12 protein-coding genes are annotated in these 15,484 nt (G+C 61.0%); all 12 read left to right on the top strand.

All coding sequences use genetic code 11. The annotated features are described in order from the left end of the window. Positions 1–56 precede the first annotated feature (56 nt). The 12 genes from rpsF (at position 57) to BT116_RS03770 (ending at position 15,474) form a co-directional block, all read left to right on the top strand. Positions 57–485, top strand: a complete 429-nt coding sequence (gene rpsF / locus BT116_RS03715; RefSeq protein WP_003186395.1) for a 30S ribosomal protein S6 — start codon at positions 57–59, stop codon at positions 483–485. A 28-nt stretch (positions 486–513) separates the two neighbouring features. Continuing rightward, on the top strand, positions 514–744 hold the full coding sequence (gene rpsR, locus BT116_RS03720) for a 30S ribosomal protein S18 (protein ID WP_002551829.1): 231 nt from the start codon (positions 514–516) through the stop codon (positions 742–744). A 36-nt stretch (positions 745–780) separates the two neighbouring features. Next, positions 781–1,671 (top strand): YybS family protein, encoded by an 891-nt coding sequence (locus BT116_RS03725; protein WP_072340151.1) that lies wholly within the window; start codon positions 781–783, stop codon positions 1,669–1,671. 18 nt (positions 1,672–1,689) lie between these two features. Continuing rightward, a complete protein-coding gene (rplI, locus tag BT116_RS03730) occupies positions 1,690–2,136 on the top strand; it encodes a 50S ribosomal protein L9 (protein WP_003186385.1) in 447 nt (148 codons plus the stop codon). 117 nt (positions 2,137–2,253) lie between these two features. Further along, the gene (gene dnaB, locus BT116_RS03735) at positions 2,254–3,651 is read left to right on the top strand and encodes a replicative DNA helicase (protein WP_027911801.1); all 1,398 of its coding nucleotides are present in this window, start codon (positions 2,254–2,256) and stop codon (positions 3,649–3,651) included. 291 nt (positions 3,652–3,942) lie between these two features. Further along, positions 3,943–6,243, top strand: a complete 2,301-nt coding sequence (locus tag BT116_RS03740) for a YgiQ family radical SAM protein (protein ID WP_072340153.1) — start codon at positions 3,943–3,945, stop codon at positions 6,241–6,243. Positions 6,244–6,561: 318 nt separating this feature from the next. Then, positions 6,562–7,479, top strand: a complete 918-nt coding sequence (locus BT116_RS03745) for an Ssp4 family T6SS effector (protein WP_072340154.1) — start codon at positions 6,562–6,564, stop codon at positions 7,477–7,479. Beyond that, entirely contained in the window at positions 7,479–7,937 is a 459-nt protein-coding gene (locus tag BT116_RS03750; protein WP_072340156.1) for a hypothetical protein, read from the top strand. The genes BT116_RS03745 and BT116_RS03750 overlap by 1 nt, the downstream gene beginning before the upstream one ends. Beyond that, a complete protein-coding gene (locus BT116_RS03755) occupies positions 7,938–8,399 on the top strand; it encodes a hypothetical protein (RefSeq protein WP_072340158.1) in 462 nt (153 codons plus the stop codon). 174 nt (positions 8,400–8,573) lie between these two features. Then, complete coding sequence (locus tag BT116_RS03760) at positions 8,574–11,867, top strand: transglutaminase family protein (protein WP_072340160.1); 3,294 nt, start codon at positions 8,574–8,576, stop codon at positions 11,865–11,867. A gap of 227 nt (positions 11,868–12,094) precedes the next feature. Continuing rightward, positions 12,095–14,581 carry a circularly permuted type 2 ATP-grasp protein gene (locus tag BT116_RS03765; RefSeq protein ID WP_072340161.1) on the top strand — a complete coding sequence of 829 codons (2,487 nt, stop codon included), beginning with the start codon at positions 12,095–12,097 and terminating at the stop codon, positions 14,579–14,581. Beyond that, positions 14,581–15,474 (top strand): transglutaminase family protein, encoded by an 894-nt coding sequence (locus tag BT116_RS03770; RefSeq protein ID WP_072340163.1) that lies wholly within the window; start codon positions 14,581–14,583, stop codon positions 15,472–15,474. Before BT116_RS03765 ends, BT116_RS03770 begins: the two co-directional genes overlap by 1 nt. Positions 15,475–15,484: the final 10 nt, after the last annotated feature.

Consider the following 15,484-nt stretch of genomic DNA (forward strand, 5'->3'; position numbering starts at 1 on the left):
TTCACTCCTTGTCTGACCGTTTTTGAGCGGCAGGCTACAACCCGTAAGGAGCATTCATGCGTCATTACGAAATCATCTTTTTGGTCCACCCGGATCAAAGCGAGCAAGTCGGCGGCATGGTTGAGCGTTACACCAAGCTGATCGAAGAAGACGGCGGCAAAATCCACCGTCTGGAAGATTGGGGCCGTCGTCAACTGGCCTACGCAATCAACAATGTTCACAAGGCTCACTACGTGATGCTGAACGTTGAGTGCACTGGCAAGGCCCTGGCCGAGCTGGAAGACAACTTCCGCTACAACGATGCAGTGATCCGTAACCTGGTCATCCGTCGCGAAGAAGCCGTCACCGGCCAATCCGAGATGCTCAAGGCTGAAGAAAACCGCAGTGAGCGCCGTGAGCGTCGCGACCGTCCTGAGCACTCTGACAGCGCCGATGGCGATGACAGCGATAGCGACAGCGACAACAGCGATAACGCTGACGAGTAATCCACGGACCTTTTAAGGAGCCAATCACATGGCACGTTTCTTCCGTCGTCGTAAATTCTGCCGCTTCACCGCTGAAGACGTGAAAGAGATCGATTACAAAGATCTCAACACTCTGAAAGCCTACGTATCCGAGACCGGCAAAATCGTTCCAAGCCGTATCACCGGTACCAAAGCTCGTTATCAGCGTCAGCTGGCCACCGCTATCAAGCGCGCCCGCTTCCTGGCCCTGCTGGCCTACACCGACAGCCACGGCCGCTGAGACCGGGCAGTCGACGAGTAGTAAGGGATTGAATGCATGCGCGCCTTAGCTGACTTCATCATGCGGGGACGTGTGCAGGCCACGTTGGTTGTGGCCGGATCCGCGGCATTGCCGCTGTTGTTCTGGTTGAGTGCCGCCGCTGGGTGCCTTGTGCTCCTGCGGCGCGGTTCGGACGCCTTGAGCGTCCTGGGTGTCGGGTTGCTGTCAGCGTTGGTGAGCTGGTACTTCCTGAAGGACCCGACAACACTCCTGGTGTTGCTCGGGGCTGGTGGCCTGGCGTTGGTTTTGCGCGCCGGCCATACCTGGAACCGCGTGCTGCTGTGCAGCGTGGCCGTGGGGTTGTTGTGTGCGGTGAGCCTGGGAACTGTATTCAGTTCCTTCATCGAGTCACTGGCGCAGACGTTCGAACACGTCCTGCCGCTGGCGATGGGTGAGGTCTACGAGACATTCTCGGCAGACCAGAAGGCGTTTCTCACTGCCCTGAGCGCTCCGCTGATGATCATTTCGATAGCGTCTTCGCTGCAGATCTTTAGCGTGCTGTGCCTGATTCTTGGGCGCTATTGGCAGGCGTCGTTGTATAACCCCGGTGGTTTCGGTCGCGAGTTTCGCGCCATCCGATTCCCCAAGAGCGTGGCGCTGTCACTGCTGGCCGTCATGTGTGTTGCTCCGTTTTTCGGGCTGCATGCACTGATCCTGTTGCCGTTGTGCAGTGTACCGCTGGTCTTCGCCGGCCTGGCCCTGATTCACGGGCTGGTGGCGCAGAAGCGACTGGCCACGTTCTGGCTGGTGGGGGTATACGTGACGTTGTTGCCTTTCATGCACTTGCTTGGTCCGTTGCTCGTGGTCTTGGCCATCGTTGACAGCCTGATTGATTTTCGCGGTCGTATGGCGCCGAAAGACGCCGACAACGCGAACGGTGAAGGTTAAAAGTTAGAGGATTTTCACATGCAACTGATCCTTCTGGAAAAAATCGCCAACCTGGGCAACCTGGGCGACAAAGTAAACGTTAAGGCCGGCTACGGTCGTAACTACCTGCTGCCTTTCGGCAAAGCCACCGCTGCGACCGCTGCCAACCTGGCTGCGTTCGAAGAGCGTCGTGCCGAGCTGGAAAAAGCCGCCGCAGACCGTAAGGCATCGGCTGAAAGCCGTGCTGCCCAACTGGCCGAGCTGGAAGTGACCATCACTGCCACCGCTGGCGACGAAGGCAAGCTGTTCGGTTCTATCGGTACTCACGACATCGCTGACGCACTGACCGCCTCCGGCGTTGAAGTAGCGAAAAGCGAAGTTCGTCTGCCGAACGGCACCATCCGCAACGTAGGCGAATTCGACGTAGCCGTGCACCTGCACGCCGAAGTTGAAGCCACCGTACGCGTTGTCGTGGTAGCAGCCTAAGCAACACCTGTCGGTTGGCACCCTCGGGTGCTTGCCGGTAACATCGGGCACGATCCTGTTTACAGGTCGTGCCCTTTGTCTTTCTGCAATTCCTGATTTTCATAACCAGAAGTGGCCATGAACGAAATCACCGCTCCCGAGCAATACGATCTGCAAACCGCTGCCCTGAAGGTGCCTCCGCATTCCATCGAGGCCGAACAGGCCGTGCTCGGTGGCCTGATGCTGGACAACAACGCCTGGGAACGCGTGCTCGATCAAGTCTCCGATGGCGATTTCTACCGGCATGACCACCGTCTGATTTTCCGTGCGATCGCCCGTCTGGCCGATCAGAACATGCCGATCGACGTTGTGACCCTGGCCGAGCAATTGGACAAGGAAGGGCAGACGTCCCAGGTCGGCGGCCTCGGTTACCTGGGCGAACTGGCGAAAAACACACCGTCGGTCGCCAACATCAAGGCCTATGCCCAGATCGTGCGCGAGCGGGCGACCTTGCGCCAATTGATCGGCATCAGCACCGAAATCGCCGACAGCGCCTTCAACCCGGAAGGCCGTACCGCCGCCGAGATCCTTGACGAAGCCGAGCGGCAGATCTTCCAGATCGCCGAGGCCCGCCCGAAAACCGGCGGCCCGGTCAGCGTCAACGACCTGCTGACCAAGGCCATCGACCGCATCGACACCTTGTTCAACACCGACAACGCCATCACCGGCCTGTCCACCGGTTACACCGACCTCGACGAGAAGACCAGCGGTCTGCAACCGTCCGACCTGATCATTGTCGCCGGCCGTCCGTCCATGGGTAAGACGACCTTTGCGATGAACCTGGTGGAAAACGCCGTGCTGCGCAGCGACAAGGCGGTGCTGGTGTACTCCCTCGAGATGCCAGGCGAATCGCTGATCATGCGTATGCTGTCGTCCCTGGGGCGCATCGACCAGACCAAGGTCCGTTCCGGCCAATTGGAAGACGATGATTGGCCGCGCCTCACCTCGGCGGTCAACCTGCTCAACGACCGCAAACTGTTCATCGACGATACGGCCGGTATCAGCCCGTCGGAAATGCGCGCCCGGACCCGGCGCCTGGTGCGTGAGCACGGTGATATCGCACTGATCATGATCGACTACCTGCAATTGATGCAGATCCCCGGTTCCAGCGGCGACAACCGGACCAACGAGATTTCCGAAATCTCTCGTTCCCTCAAGGCCCTGGCCAAGGAATTCAACTGCCCGGTGGTAGCACTTTCCCAGTTGAACCGATCCCTGGAACAGCGCCCCAACAAGCGTCCGGTGAACTCCGACTTGCGGGAATCCGGAGCGATCGAGCAGGACGCCGACGTCATCATGTTCGTGTACCGCGACGAGGTGTACCACCCCGAGACGGAGCACAAGGGCATCGCCGAAATCATCATCGGCAAGCAGCGGAACGGCCCGATCGGCTTCATCCGCCTGGCGTTTATCGGCAAATACACGCGCTTCGAAAACCTGGCGCCGGGTAGCTACAATTTTGATGATGATGAGTAAGCCGTTCGCTCGATCGGATATTGTCTTTGTGGCGAGGGAGCTTGCTCCCGCTCGACTGCGCAGCAGTCGCAAAACCAGCGAATGCGGTTTGCCAGGGTAAAAGTGGGTGCAGCAGTGGGTCTGCTGCGCAGCCCAGCGGGAGCAAGCTCCCTCGCCACAATTGATTTGTATCTGGCTTGAGTTCTGGGGGCGGGCCACAAAATCGATTTCCGACCATAGCCGTCGGAATTGGTCAAAATTTGTGCTATATTCCGCGCCCGCGATTTTTCATCCTTTATACCGGTCATCGACATGCAAGCAGCCAAGCCGTTATTTGACTATCCCAAGTACTGGGCCGAATGTTTTGGCCCGGCGCCGTTCCTGCCCATGAGCAGGGAGGAGATGGATCAGCTCGGCTGGGATTCGTGCGACATCATCATCGTGACCGGTGATGCCTACGTCGATCACCCGTCGTTCGGCATGGCGATCATTGGCCGTCTGCTGGAAGCCCAGGGCTTTCGCGTCGGGATCATTGCCCAGCCGAACTGGCAGTCCAAAGACGACTTCATGAAGCTTGGCGAGCCCAACCTGTTTTTCGGTGTCGCGGCCGGCAACATGGACTCGATGATCAACCGCTACACCGCCGACAAGAAAATCCGTTCCGATGACGCCTACACCCCCGGCGGCCTGGCAGGCAAGCGGCCGGACCGCGCGAGCCTGGTCTACAGCCAGCGCTGCAAGGAAGCCTACAAGCATGTACCGATCGTGCTGGGAGGCATCGAAGCGTCGCTGCGCCGCATCGCTCACTACGATTACTGGCAGGATCGGGTCCGCAACTCGATCCTGATCGACGCCTGCGCCGACATCCTGCTCTACGGCAACGCCGAGCGGGCGATTGTCGAAGTCGCCCAGCGCTTGTCCTACGGTCACAAGATCGAAGACATCACTGACGTGCGCGGCACGGCCTTCATCCGTCGTGACACGCCGAAAGACTGGTACGAAGTCGATTCCACGCGCATCGACCGTCCGGGCAAGATCGACAAGATCATCAACCCGTATGTGAACACCCAAGACACCCAGGCTTGTGCTATCGAGCAGGAAAAGGGGCCGGTTGAAGACCCGAGCGAAGCCAAGGTCGTGCAGATCCTGGCAAGCCCGAAAATGACCCGCGACAAAACCGTGATCCGTCTGCCCTCGGTGGAAAAGGTCCGTGGCGACGCGGTGCTCTACGCTCACGCCAACCGCGTCCTTCACCTCGAAACCAACCCGGGCAACGCCCGTGCCCTGGTGCAGAAGCACGGCGAGGTCGACGTCTGGTTCAACCCGCCGCCCATTCCGATGACCACTGAGGAAATGGACTACGTGTTTGGCATGCCCTACGCACGTGTTCCTCATCCGGCGTACGGCAAGGAAAAGATCCCGGCCTACGAGATGATCCGTTTCTCGGTGAACATCATGCGTGGCTGCTTCGGTGGCTGCACGTTCTGCTCGATCACCGAGCACGAAGGCCGGATCATCCAGAACCGTTCCGAAGAGTCGATCATTCGCGAGATCGAAGAGATCCGCGACAAGGTCCCGGGTTTCACCGGGGTCATTTCCGACCTCGGTGGTCCGACCGCGAACATGTATCGCATTGCCTGCAAGAGCCCGGAAATCGAATCCGCGTGCCGCAAGCCGTCGTGCGTGTTCCCCGGTATCTGCCCGAACCTGAACACCGACCATTCTTCGCTGATCCAGCTGTACCGCAGCGCCCGGGCCTTGCCTGGGGTGAAGAAGATCCTGATCGCTTCCGGCCTGCGTTACGACCTGGCGGTCGAGTCGCCGGAATACGTCAAGGAGCTGGTGACCCACCACGTTGGCGGTTACCTGAAGATCGCTCCGGAGCATACCGAAGAAGGCCCGCTCAACCAGATGATGAAGCCGGGCATCGGCAGCTATGACAAATTCAAGCGGATGTTCGAGAAGTACACCAAGGAAGCCGGGAAAGAGCAGTACCTGATTCCGTACTTCATCGCCGCCCACCCGGGCACCACCGACGAAGACATGATGAACCTGGCGCTGTGGCTCAAGGGCAACGGCTTCCGCGCCGACCAGGTGCAGGCGTTCTATCCATCGCCAATGGCTACGGCCACGGCGATGTACCACTCGGGCAAGAACCCGCTGCGCAAGGTCACCTACAAGAGCGACGCGGTGACCATCGTCAAGAGCGAGGAGCAGCGCCGCCTGCACAAGGCCTTCTTGCGTTATCACGACCCCAAGGGCTGGCCGATGCTGCGCGAAGCGCTGACCCGCATGGGCCGTGCCGACCTGATCGGGCCGGGCAAGCACCAATTGATTCCGTTGCACCAGCCGGCCACCGACAGCTACCAGAGCGCCCGTCGCAAGAACTCGACGCCAGCCGGCAGCCACAAGGTTGGCAAGGAAACCACCAAGATCCTGACCCAGCACACCGGCCTGCCACCGCGCGCCAGCGACGGCGGCAACCCGTGGGACAAGCGTGAGCAGGCCAAGGCCGCGGCATTCGCCCGCAACCAGCAGGCCGCCAAGGAACGCAAGGACGCCGCCAAGGGCAAAGGACCGAAACCGGCGCGCAAGCCTGTCGTGCCGCGCTAACGGGTCAATCTACGATGTAAAACGCCAGCCTCAGTGCTGGCGTTTTGCTTTCTAGCGACGGTGCTGACCATTTGCTATCGTGGCCGCCGCCGATGCCCGGCAGTAAGCGCATAAAGCCGAACACTGCTTCCTGTTGTGGCGAGGGGATTTATCCCCGTTGGGCTGCGTAGCAGCCCTGAAATCTGTTGCATCGATGGGGCCGGCTGATTGCGCTAAGCCTTTTTGGGGCTGCTGCGCAGCCCAAACGGGGATAAATCCCCTCGCCACAGGGTTCAGTGCGGATAACGTCTCACCCTCCGATTCTCAAGGACGATTCATATGAGCAGTGCTTCAACAGGCATCGGCATGGACCTGAGCTTCTCCCAGGTCATGGCCCGCAAACGCATTGAAAGCCAAATCAACCTGCCACGTCTGTTCGCCGCCATCGATGCCGATCCAGGCATCGTCGGCGCAGGCGTGGTGTACATCGATGCTGAGTTCAATGTAGTGACCCTGCGTGAGTTCAAGCCGATTTGCAGCATCAAGCCCAAGCGGATCATCTTGCGCGAGGCGCAGAAGTACATTGCGCCGGCTCAGTTTGCTGATCAGGTAAAGAACAACCCACGTGAGTCTCGTTTGGTGGGGGAGGCTGTCAATACGACGTTGTCCTGCGCCGGCGCCATTTTGGGTTGGATTGTAGTTTTCAGCGGCACGATCGCTGTTCCGTTTACTGCGGGAGCGAGTCTGGTCGTTACCGCCATTGGGGCCACCGCCGCCTCTGCGAGCACGGCGCAGTGCGTGGTTGGAGGTGTGCGTACGTACAACGAGCTCAACGATCCATCAGCTAATGATGATATGGACAGTGAGGACTGGTATCGCTACGCAATGCCAGTGCTGGATGCCGCATCGCTGCTGGGCGCCGGGACGTCCACCTTGACGACATTGAAACTCTTGCAGGCCAGGAAGATCTCGACCGGCAGAAGTTGGTACGAGCTTTCGAAAGGTTTGACCCGCCAGCAAAGAAAGGCATTGACTAAGGAGCTGTTAACGCTGAAAGACCCAAGCCTGACTAATAAATTATTGAAGCTTCGCCAGCGTTCGGGGACGCTTGCAAAGCGTTACACGGCCACTCAGATCAACCACGCAACTGTGACCCAGATTCGCGACTCTCTGGGGGCTGCCATCGGTTTAACGGGCAGTAGCTTGTCCGGGAACCTGAAAACAATAGCCGTGGGGCTGTATGAGGAAGTTGAATAATGGACCGCAAGCATTCATTGAACGCGTTCCTTGCTCACTATTTTCCAACCTTCATAGGCGCCTTTTTTCTAGCCTGTTTTGCGGTTTCCGCTTCGATTTCATTAGCCTCAAGTACTTATTTTCGAGGCGATCCTGAACGGGCTAAATATTCTTTTCTGATTGCGCTAGTGCTATCCCTGCTCTTGGCGTTGAGTCATTTCTTCATGATCAGAGGGCGGTCGTGGGGTGTCCGGGCCATAGTTGTGTTCTATCTCGCTTGCCTCTTCATTGTCCTTCCCACCTACGGCTATAGACCGCATCCCGTTGCCTATGTGACTGGGTTGTTGTTCCCGTTGCTTGGGTTGCTATTGCTCAATAGCAAACGCCATCGAGAGATGCGTCAAAAATTGTTGGAGTTACGCGATGAGCGTATGGCGATAAGGTCTGCCGACCTTCAGAAAAAAAACAAAGGTCGTTAGATGGACCACCATCTGTACTTTCTCAATTTTATGAAGCGTTATTTCCCAACCTTCATCGCAGCGATCTTCGTGGCGAAAATATCGTGTCTACTCGCGCTCTTTGCGCTTCTCGACAGTTTCTTCGTGCGCGTTCCGCTGGCGGGTCAAGCAAAACTTTCCGCCATTGGCATTGTTATTTGCACAGCGGTTCTGGTCCACAGTAACTTCATGGTCATACGCGGCAGGCCTGGTTGGGTCTGGGTGTTTGCCGGACTTTTTGTCGCCTGTTTGTTTTGCGTATTACCGACTATTGATTCTCGCCCGAATCGATTCGTTTATGCGGCGGGTCTTTTCTTCCCCTTGCTCGGGCTGCTACTGCTCAACAGCAAACGTCACCGCGAGATGCGCCGCAAGCTGGTAGAAATCCGCCAGCAACGCGAACTCACCATCCAGGCCGCCAAGGCATCACGCCCGCGTCGCTGAGTCGATTCGCGCTGCCCGCGCCGCATTTATGTGCATTGCTTTGCAGATGAATTCGGGCAGCGCGCGTTTTTAGTGCTCTACTGCCTTGAGTAGATAAAGAAAGTGTCCGACCTGCCTGCATGGCATAAGTCTTGCGCCGCTTTCGATAACGCCCAGGCTCGCAGGAGGCACGTCGTGTCGATCCATGTCGCATTGCACCACGTTACGCATTACCGCTACGACCGCGCCGTCGAACTCGGCCCGCAGATCGTTCGCCTGCGCCCGGCGGCCCACAGCCGCACGCGCATTCTTTCCTATGCGCTGAAGGTTTCGCCCGAGCAGCATTTCATCAACTGGCAGCAGGACCCCCAGGGTAACTACCTGGCGCGGCTGGTGTTTCCCGAGAAAACCCGGGAGATGCGCATCGAAGTCGAGCTGCTGGCGGAAATGGCGGTGTTCAATCCGTTCGACTTCTTTCTCGAGCCCTACGCCGAAAAAATTCCGTTCGCCTACGCGGCCGACGAGCGCAAGGAGTTGGCGCCTTACCTGGAAACCCTGCCGTTGACGCCGAAATTCCAGGCCTATCTGGACGGCATCGACCGCACGCCATTGCCAGCGGTGGATTTTTTGGTGGCGCTCAACCAGCGCCTGAGCGAAGACATCAACTACCTGATTCGCATGGAGCCGGGCGTCCAGACCCCGGAGCATACCCTTGAGCACGCGTCCGGCTCTTGCCGCGACTCGGCCTGGTTGTTGGTGCAGCTGTTGCGCAACCTTGGCTTGGCCGCGCGTTTCGTTTCCGGTTACCTGATCCAGTTGACCGCCGATGTGAAAAGCCTCGATGGTCCCTCCGGCACTGAGGTGGACTTCACCGACTTGCATGCCTGGTGCGAGGTCTACCTGCCCGGTGCCGGTTGGATCGGCCTGGATGCGACGTCGGGGTTGTTCGCTGGTGAAGGCCATATCCCGTTGGCGTGTAGTCCCGATCCGTCCTCAGCGGCTCCGATCAGTGGCTTGGTGGAGCCTTGCGAGTGCGAGTTCAGCCACGAGATGTCCGTCGAGCGGGTCTGGGAAGCGCCGCGGGTGACCAAGCCTTACACCGACGCACAGTGGCTGGCGATCCAGGCCCTGGGACGGCAGATCGATGCCGACCTGTTGGAGGGCGACGTGCGCCTGACCATGGGTGGCGAACCGACCTTTGTCTCCATCGATGACCCGGACGGTGCCGAGTGGAACACCGCGGCACTTGGACCGGATAAACGCCGGCTCTCCGCCGAGCTGTTCCAGCGCATGCGCAATCACTATGCGCCCAAGGGGCTGGTGCATTTCGGCCAGGGCAAGTGGTACCCCGGCGAGCAATTGCCGCGCTGGTCGCTCAACTGCTATTGGCGGCGCGACGGCGTGCCGATCTGGCACAACAGCGCGTTGATCGCCGATGAACAGGAGGACTACGGCGCCGATGGCGAATTGGCCGGACGTTTCCTGGCGAGCGTCGCCGAGCGTTTGAAAATTCCTGCGCGGTTCGTGTTTCCGGCCTACGAAGACAACTTCTATTACCTCTGGCGCGAAGGTGCATTGCCTTCGAATGTCACGGCCGAGGACCCACGCCTGGAGGACGCCCTGGAGCGTGCACGGTTGCGCAAGGTCTTCAGCCAGGGCCTGGACAAGATCATCGGCCAGGTCCTGCCGCTGGCCCGTACCGCCAAGGGCGATCAGTGGCAAAGCGGTCGCTGGTACCTGCGCGACAACCACTGCCGCCTGGTGCCGGGGGATTCGCCCCTGGGTTATCGCTTGCCGCTGGCGTCCCAGCCTTGGGTAACGGCGGCCGAGTACCCGTTCATCCACCCCACCGACCCGAACCAGGACTTGCCCGAGCTGCCCGGCACCGAGCAACTGGCGCGTCACGGCGAGCCGGCGGCCGAGCAGGAGCGTGTCCCGGAGATCGACAAATCCGCCGACTGGCTGACCCGCACCGCCTTCTGTGCCGAGGCCCGCGATGGCCGGCTGTACCTGTTCATGCCGCCACTGGAGCGGGTCGAGGATTACCTGGAACTGGTCAGCGCCATCGAGGCGACGGCCGAGGAACTGCACTGTCCGGTGCTGTTGGAGGGCTACGAGCCGCCGAGCGACCCGCGCCTGGGCAATTTCCGCATCACCCCCGACCCGGGTGTGATCGAGGTCAACGTACAACCCTCGGCGACCTGGGATGAGTTGGTCGAGCGCACTGAATTTTTATACGAAGAGGCGCGCCAGACCCGACTGACCACCGAGAAATTCATGATCGATGGTCGGCACACCGGCACCGGCGGTGGTAACCATTTCGTGCTGGGGGGCGCGACACCGGCTGACTCACCGTTTCTGCGGCGTCCCGACCTGCTGCGCAGCCTGATCAGTTACTGGCATAACCATCCGTCGTTGTCCTACCTGTTTTCCGGATTGTTCATCGGCCCGACCTCCCAGGCACCTCGCGTGGACGAGGCGCGCAACGACGCGTTGTACGAGCTGGAAATCGCTTTCGCGCAAATGCCACAGCCCGGCGAGCAATGCCCGCCGTGGTTGGTCGATCGCCTGTTGCGCAACCTGCTGATCGACGTGACCGGCAATACACACCGTGCCGAATTCTGCATCGACAAGCTCTATTCACCGGACGGCGCCACCGGGCGTCTCGGCCTGTTGGAGTTGCGTGCTTTCGAGATGCCCCCCCACGCCCGCATGAGCCTGGCCCAGCAATTACTGCTGCGGGCACTGGTGGCGCGGTTCTGGCGTGAGCCTTATGCGCCCGCGAAACTGGCGCGCTGGGGCACCGAGCTGCATGACCGGTTCCTGTTGCCGCACTTTATCGAGCAGGATTTTGCCGACGTCATCCATGAGCTGAACGCCGCCGGCTACCCGCTGCGGGCCGAGTGGTTCGCCGCGCACCTGGAGTTCCGCTTCCCCAAGGTGGGCGATTACGCGGTCAGCGGTATCGAACTGCAATTGCGCCAAGCCCTCGAGCCTTGGCATGTGCTGGGGGAAGAGGGCGCGGTAGGCGGCACCGTGCGTTATGTGGATTCCTCCCTGGAGCGCTTGCAGGTCAAGCTCAGCGGCCTGGCGCCGCAACGCTACCTGCTGACCTGCAATGGCGTGCCGGTGCCGTTGCAACCCACTGGTCGGGTCGGCGAGTTCGTCGCCGGGGTGCGCTTCCGCGCCTGGCAACCGGCCAACTGCCTGCAACCGACCATCCCGGTGCATGCGCCACTGGTCTTCGACTTGCTCGACACCTGGATGCAACGTTCCGTGGGCGGCTGCCAGTATCACGTGGCCCATCCGGGCGGGCGTAACTACGACAGCCTGCCGGTGAATGCTAACGAGGCCGAGAGCCGGCGGATGGCGCGATTCTTCCGTATCGGGCACACGCCTGGGAAACTTCCGATACCCAGCCTGGCAGTGGATGACGAGTTTCCACTCACGCTCGACCTGCGTCGTTTTCAAGGGGCACCCAAGGTGTAAGCGAACCCCGTGGCGAGGGAGCTTGCTCCCGCTGGGCTGCGCAGCAGCCCTGAAACCTGACGACCCGGTGTGTCAGGCCAATGGAGTCTGCTGTCTTGGGGCCGCTGCGCAGCCCAGCGGGAGCAAGCTCCCTGGCCGCGGTCGTCATGTTCCGCTCCAAACTCAACTATCCGGGCGTCATGCGCTTGCGCTAGTCTCACCTTTTATTGCCGTCTGCCGAGCTTTCCATGCCTGACCTGCTTGACCGTTACCCGCTGACGACGGGCACCTATCACGAACTGTTGGACGACAACGGTGCGGTGCGTCCGCACTGGCGGCGGTTGTTCGATCAGTTGCAGCGCAGCACGCCGGCTCACCTGATCCAGCGTCAGGCGCTGCTGGCTCGGCAGATTCAGGAAAACGGTGTGACCTATAACGTCTACGCCGATCCGAAGGGCGCCGACCGGCCGTGGGAGCTGGACCTGCTGCCCCACGTGATCGACCCGCAGGAATGGAAACATCTGTCGGCCGGGATTGCCCAGCGTGCGCGCCTGCTCAATGCGGTCCTGGCCGACCTGTATGGGCCACAGCGGCTGATCAGCGAAGGGCTGCTGCCGGCAGAGTTGGTGTTCGGGCACAACAATTTCCTTTGGCCCTGCCAGGGCATCGTGCCGCCGGACGGCAGCTTCCTGCACTTGTATGCGGTGGATCTGGCGCGCACCCCCGATGGCCGTTGGTGGGTCACGGCGGATCGGACCCAGGCGCCTTCGGGGGCCGGTTATGCCCTGGAAAATCGCATGATCGTCTCCCGCGCGTTCCCCGAGCTGTATCGCGACCTGAGGGTGCGACACCTGTCCGGGTTCTTCCGCACCTTGCAGGAAACCCTGGCACGACAGGCACCCAGCGACGGTGAGTCACCACTGGTGGTGCTGTTGACACCGGGGCGGTTCAACGAAAGTTATTTCGAGCATCTTTATCTGGCCCGTCAGCTTGGCTATCCGCTGGTGGAGGGGGGCGACCTGACCGTGCGGGACGCCACGGTCTACCTCAAGACCCTTAGCGGCTTGCGCCGGGTTCACGCCATCATGCGCCGGCTCGACGACGATTTCTGCGACCCCCTGGAGCTGCGCACTGATTCAGCCCTCGGCGTGCCGGGACTGCTGGAAGCGGTGCGCCAGGGCCGGGTGCTGGTGGCCAATGCCCTGGGCAGCGGCGTGCTGGAGTCACCGGGCCTGTTGGGGTTCCTGCCGAAGATCAGCCAGTATCTGTTCGGCGAGGAGTTGATACTGCCGTCCATCGCCACCTGGTGGTGCGGTGAGCCGCCGGTGCTGGCCCAGGCCCTGGAAAAGCTGCCGCAACTGTTGATCAAGCCGGCGTTTCCTTCCCAAAGTTTCACCCCGGTGTTCGGCCGTGACCTGAACGAGGTGCAGCGCGGCCAACTGGCGGCGCGCATGCAGGCTCGGCCCTATGCCTATGTCGCCCAGGAGCTGGCGCAACTGTCCCAGGCCCCGGTCTGGCAGGCCGAAGATGGGCACATCCAGCCCCGGGCCATTGGCATGCGCGTATATGCCGTGTCCGGGAAGGATGATTATCGGGTGCTGTCGGGTGGCCTGACCCGCGTGGCCGCCGAGGCCGACGCCGAAGTGGTGTCGATGCAGCGCGGCGGCGCCAGCAAGGACACTTGGGTGTTGGGCGAGCAGGCGCCCGGCGGTGAACAATGGACGGCCCAGCGAACCGTAGGCGTCCACGACCTGGTTCGACGCGATCCGTACCTGCCTTCGCGGGTGGTGGAAAACCTGTTCTGGTTCGGCCGTTACTGCGAACGCTGCGACGACAGCGCACGGCTGCTGCGGATCATGCTGGGGCGTTATGTCGATGGCGATGACCCGCAGGCCCTGCAGTCGGCGGTGGCCCTGGGCGAAAGCCTGATGCTGCTGCCTGAAGAGGGTGAGCTGCACGAGCGTTTGCTGGCGGCGCTGTTGGGCGACGACTGGTCGTTCAGCCTGCGTTCCAACCTGCAGCGCTTGCAGTGGGCGGCCTCGCAGGTTCGCGGCAAGCTGTCCCGGGAGAACTGGCAGGCGCTGGTGGAGTTGCAGCGCGAAGCGGCGGAGCTGGAAACCGAGGAACCGGATTTCGGTGAGTTGCTGGATTTCCTCAATCGGCTGGTGATGTCCCTGGCGGCGTTGTCCGGATTTGCCTTGGATGACATGACCCGCGACGAGGGCTGGCGCTTCTTGATGATTGGCCGGCGCCTGGAGCGCTTGCAATTTCTCAGCAGCAGCCTGGCGGCGTTTTTGCGCAGCGATGCAGTATTCGACCAGGCCGGGCTGGAGTGGCTGCTGGAACTGGGCAACAGCAGCATCACCTACCGTTCGCGCTACCTGGCGGTGGCGCAACTGATCCCGGTACTGGACCTGTTGTTGCTGGACGAACAGAACCCCCACGCGGTGCTTTTCCAGTTAAAACTGGTGGCCCGCACGCTCAAGCGCCTGAACGACGATTTTGGCGCACCGAAGGAAACGGCCTTGCCAGAATTGGTGACGCGTCTTTCTCGCTTTGACTTGCGTTGCCTGGAAAATCCCCTGTTTGGCGATGCCAGCCTGCGCGCAGCACTTGATGGGCTGGCCGATCTGTTGCAGGAAGTGGCCGATGTCGGTGGCCAGGTATCCGATCGCCTGGCCTTGCGTCATTTCGCCCACGTCGATGACGTCAGCCAACGCACGGTATCCGTCTGATGAGCGCTCATTACCAGATCCTCCACGACACCCATTACCACTACGACAGCCCGGTGTCCCTGGCCCAGCAGCTTGCCCATCTGTGGCCGCGCGCCTGTGACTGGCAGCGTTGCACCGAACAGCAGTTGCTGATCAGCCCGGAGCCGACGACCCGGCGCGATGAGCAGGATGTGTTCGGCAACCCGCTGACCCGCCTGGCCTTCGAACGCCCCCATGACGAGTTGCTGGTCAATGCTCGCTTGAGCGTCGAGGTGCTGTCTCGCCCCTCGCTGGACTTCAACCTGTCCCCGGCCTGGGAGTCGACCTGCAGCGCGCTGACCTACAGCGGCCGGCCACTTGCGGCGTCATTGCTGCAAGCATGCCGTTTTCGTTTCGAGTCACCGTATGTGCACCTCAAGCGCAGCTTCGTCGAGTTTTCCGAAAGCTGCTTCCCCCCGGGGCGCCCGTTGATGGTTGGCGTGCGGGCGCTGATGGAAAAGATTTTCGAGGAGTTCACCTTCGATGCCGAGGCGACCCAGGTGGCCACGCCGCTGGTGGAGGTGCTGGAGCGGCGGCGGGGCGTGTGCCAGGACTTCGCCCACTTGATGCTGGCCTGCGTGCGCTCTCGCGGACTGGCGGCGCGTTACGTCAGCGGCTACCTGCTGACCCAGCCGCCACCCGGCCAACCCCGGCTGATTGGCGCCGATGCGTCCCATGCCTGGGTCTCGGTGTATTGCCCGGTGTTGGGTTGGGTGGACTTTGACCCGACCAACAACGTGCAACCGGCCTTGGAGCACATCACCCTGGCCTGGGGACGGGACTTTTCCGATGTGTCGCCGTTGCGGGGCGTGATCCTGGGGGGCGGCAATCATGATCCCGAGGTGCGGGTGACGGTGATGCCGCTGGAGTCATGACCGCGCTTTG

Source organism: Pseudomonas sp. NFACC16-2, from assembly GCF_900119205.1.
GTDB lineage: Bacteria > Pseudomonadota > Gammaproteobacteria > Pseudomonadales > Pseudomonadaceae > Aquipseudomonas > Aquipseudomonas fluorescens_Q.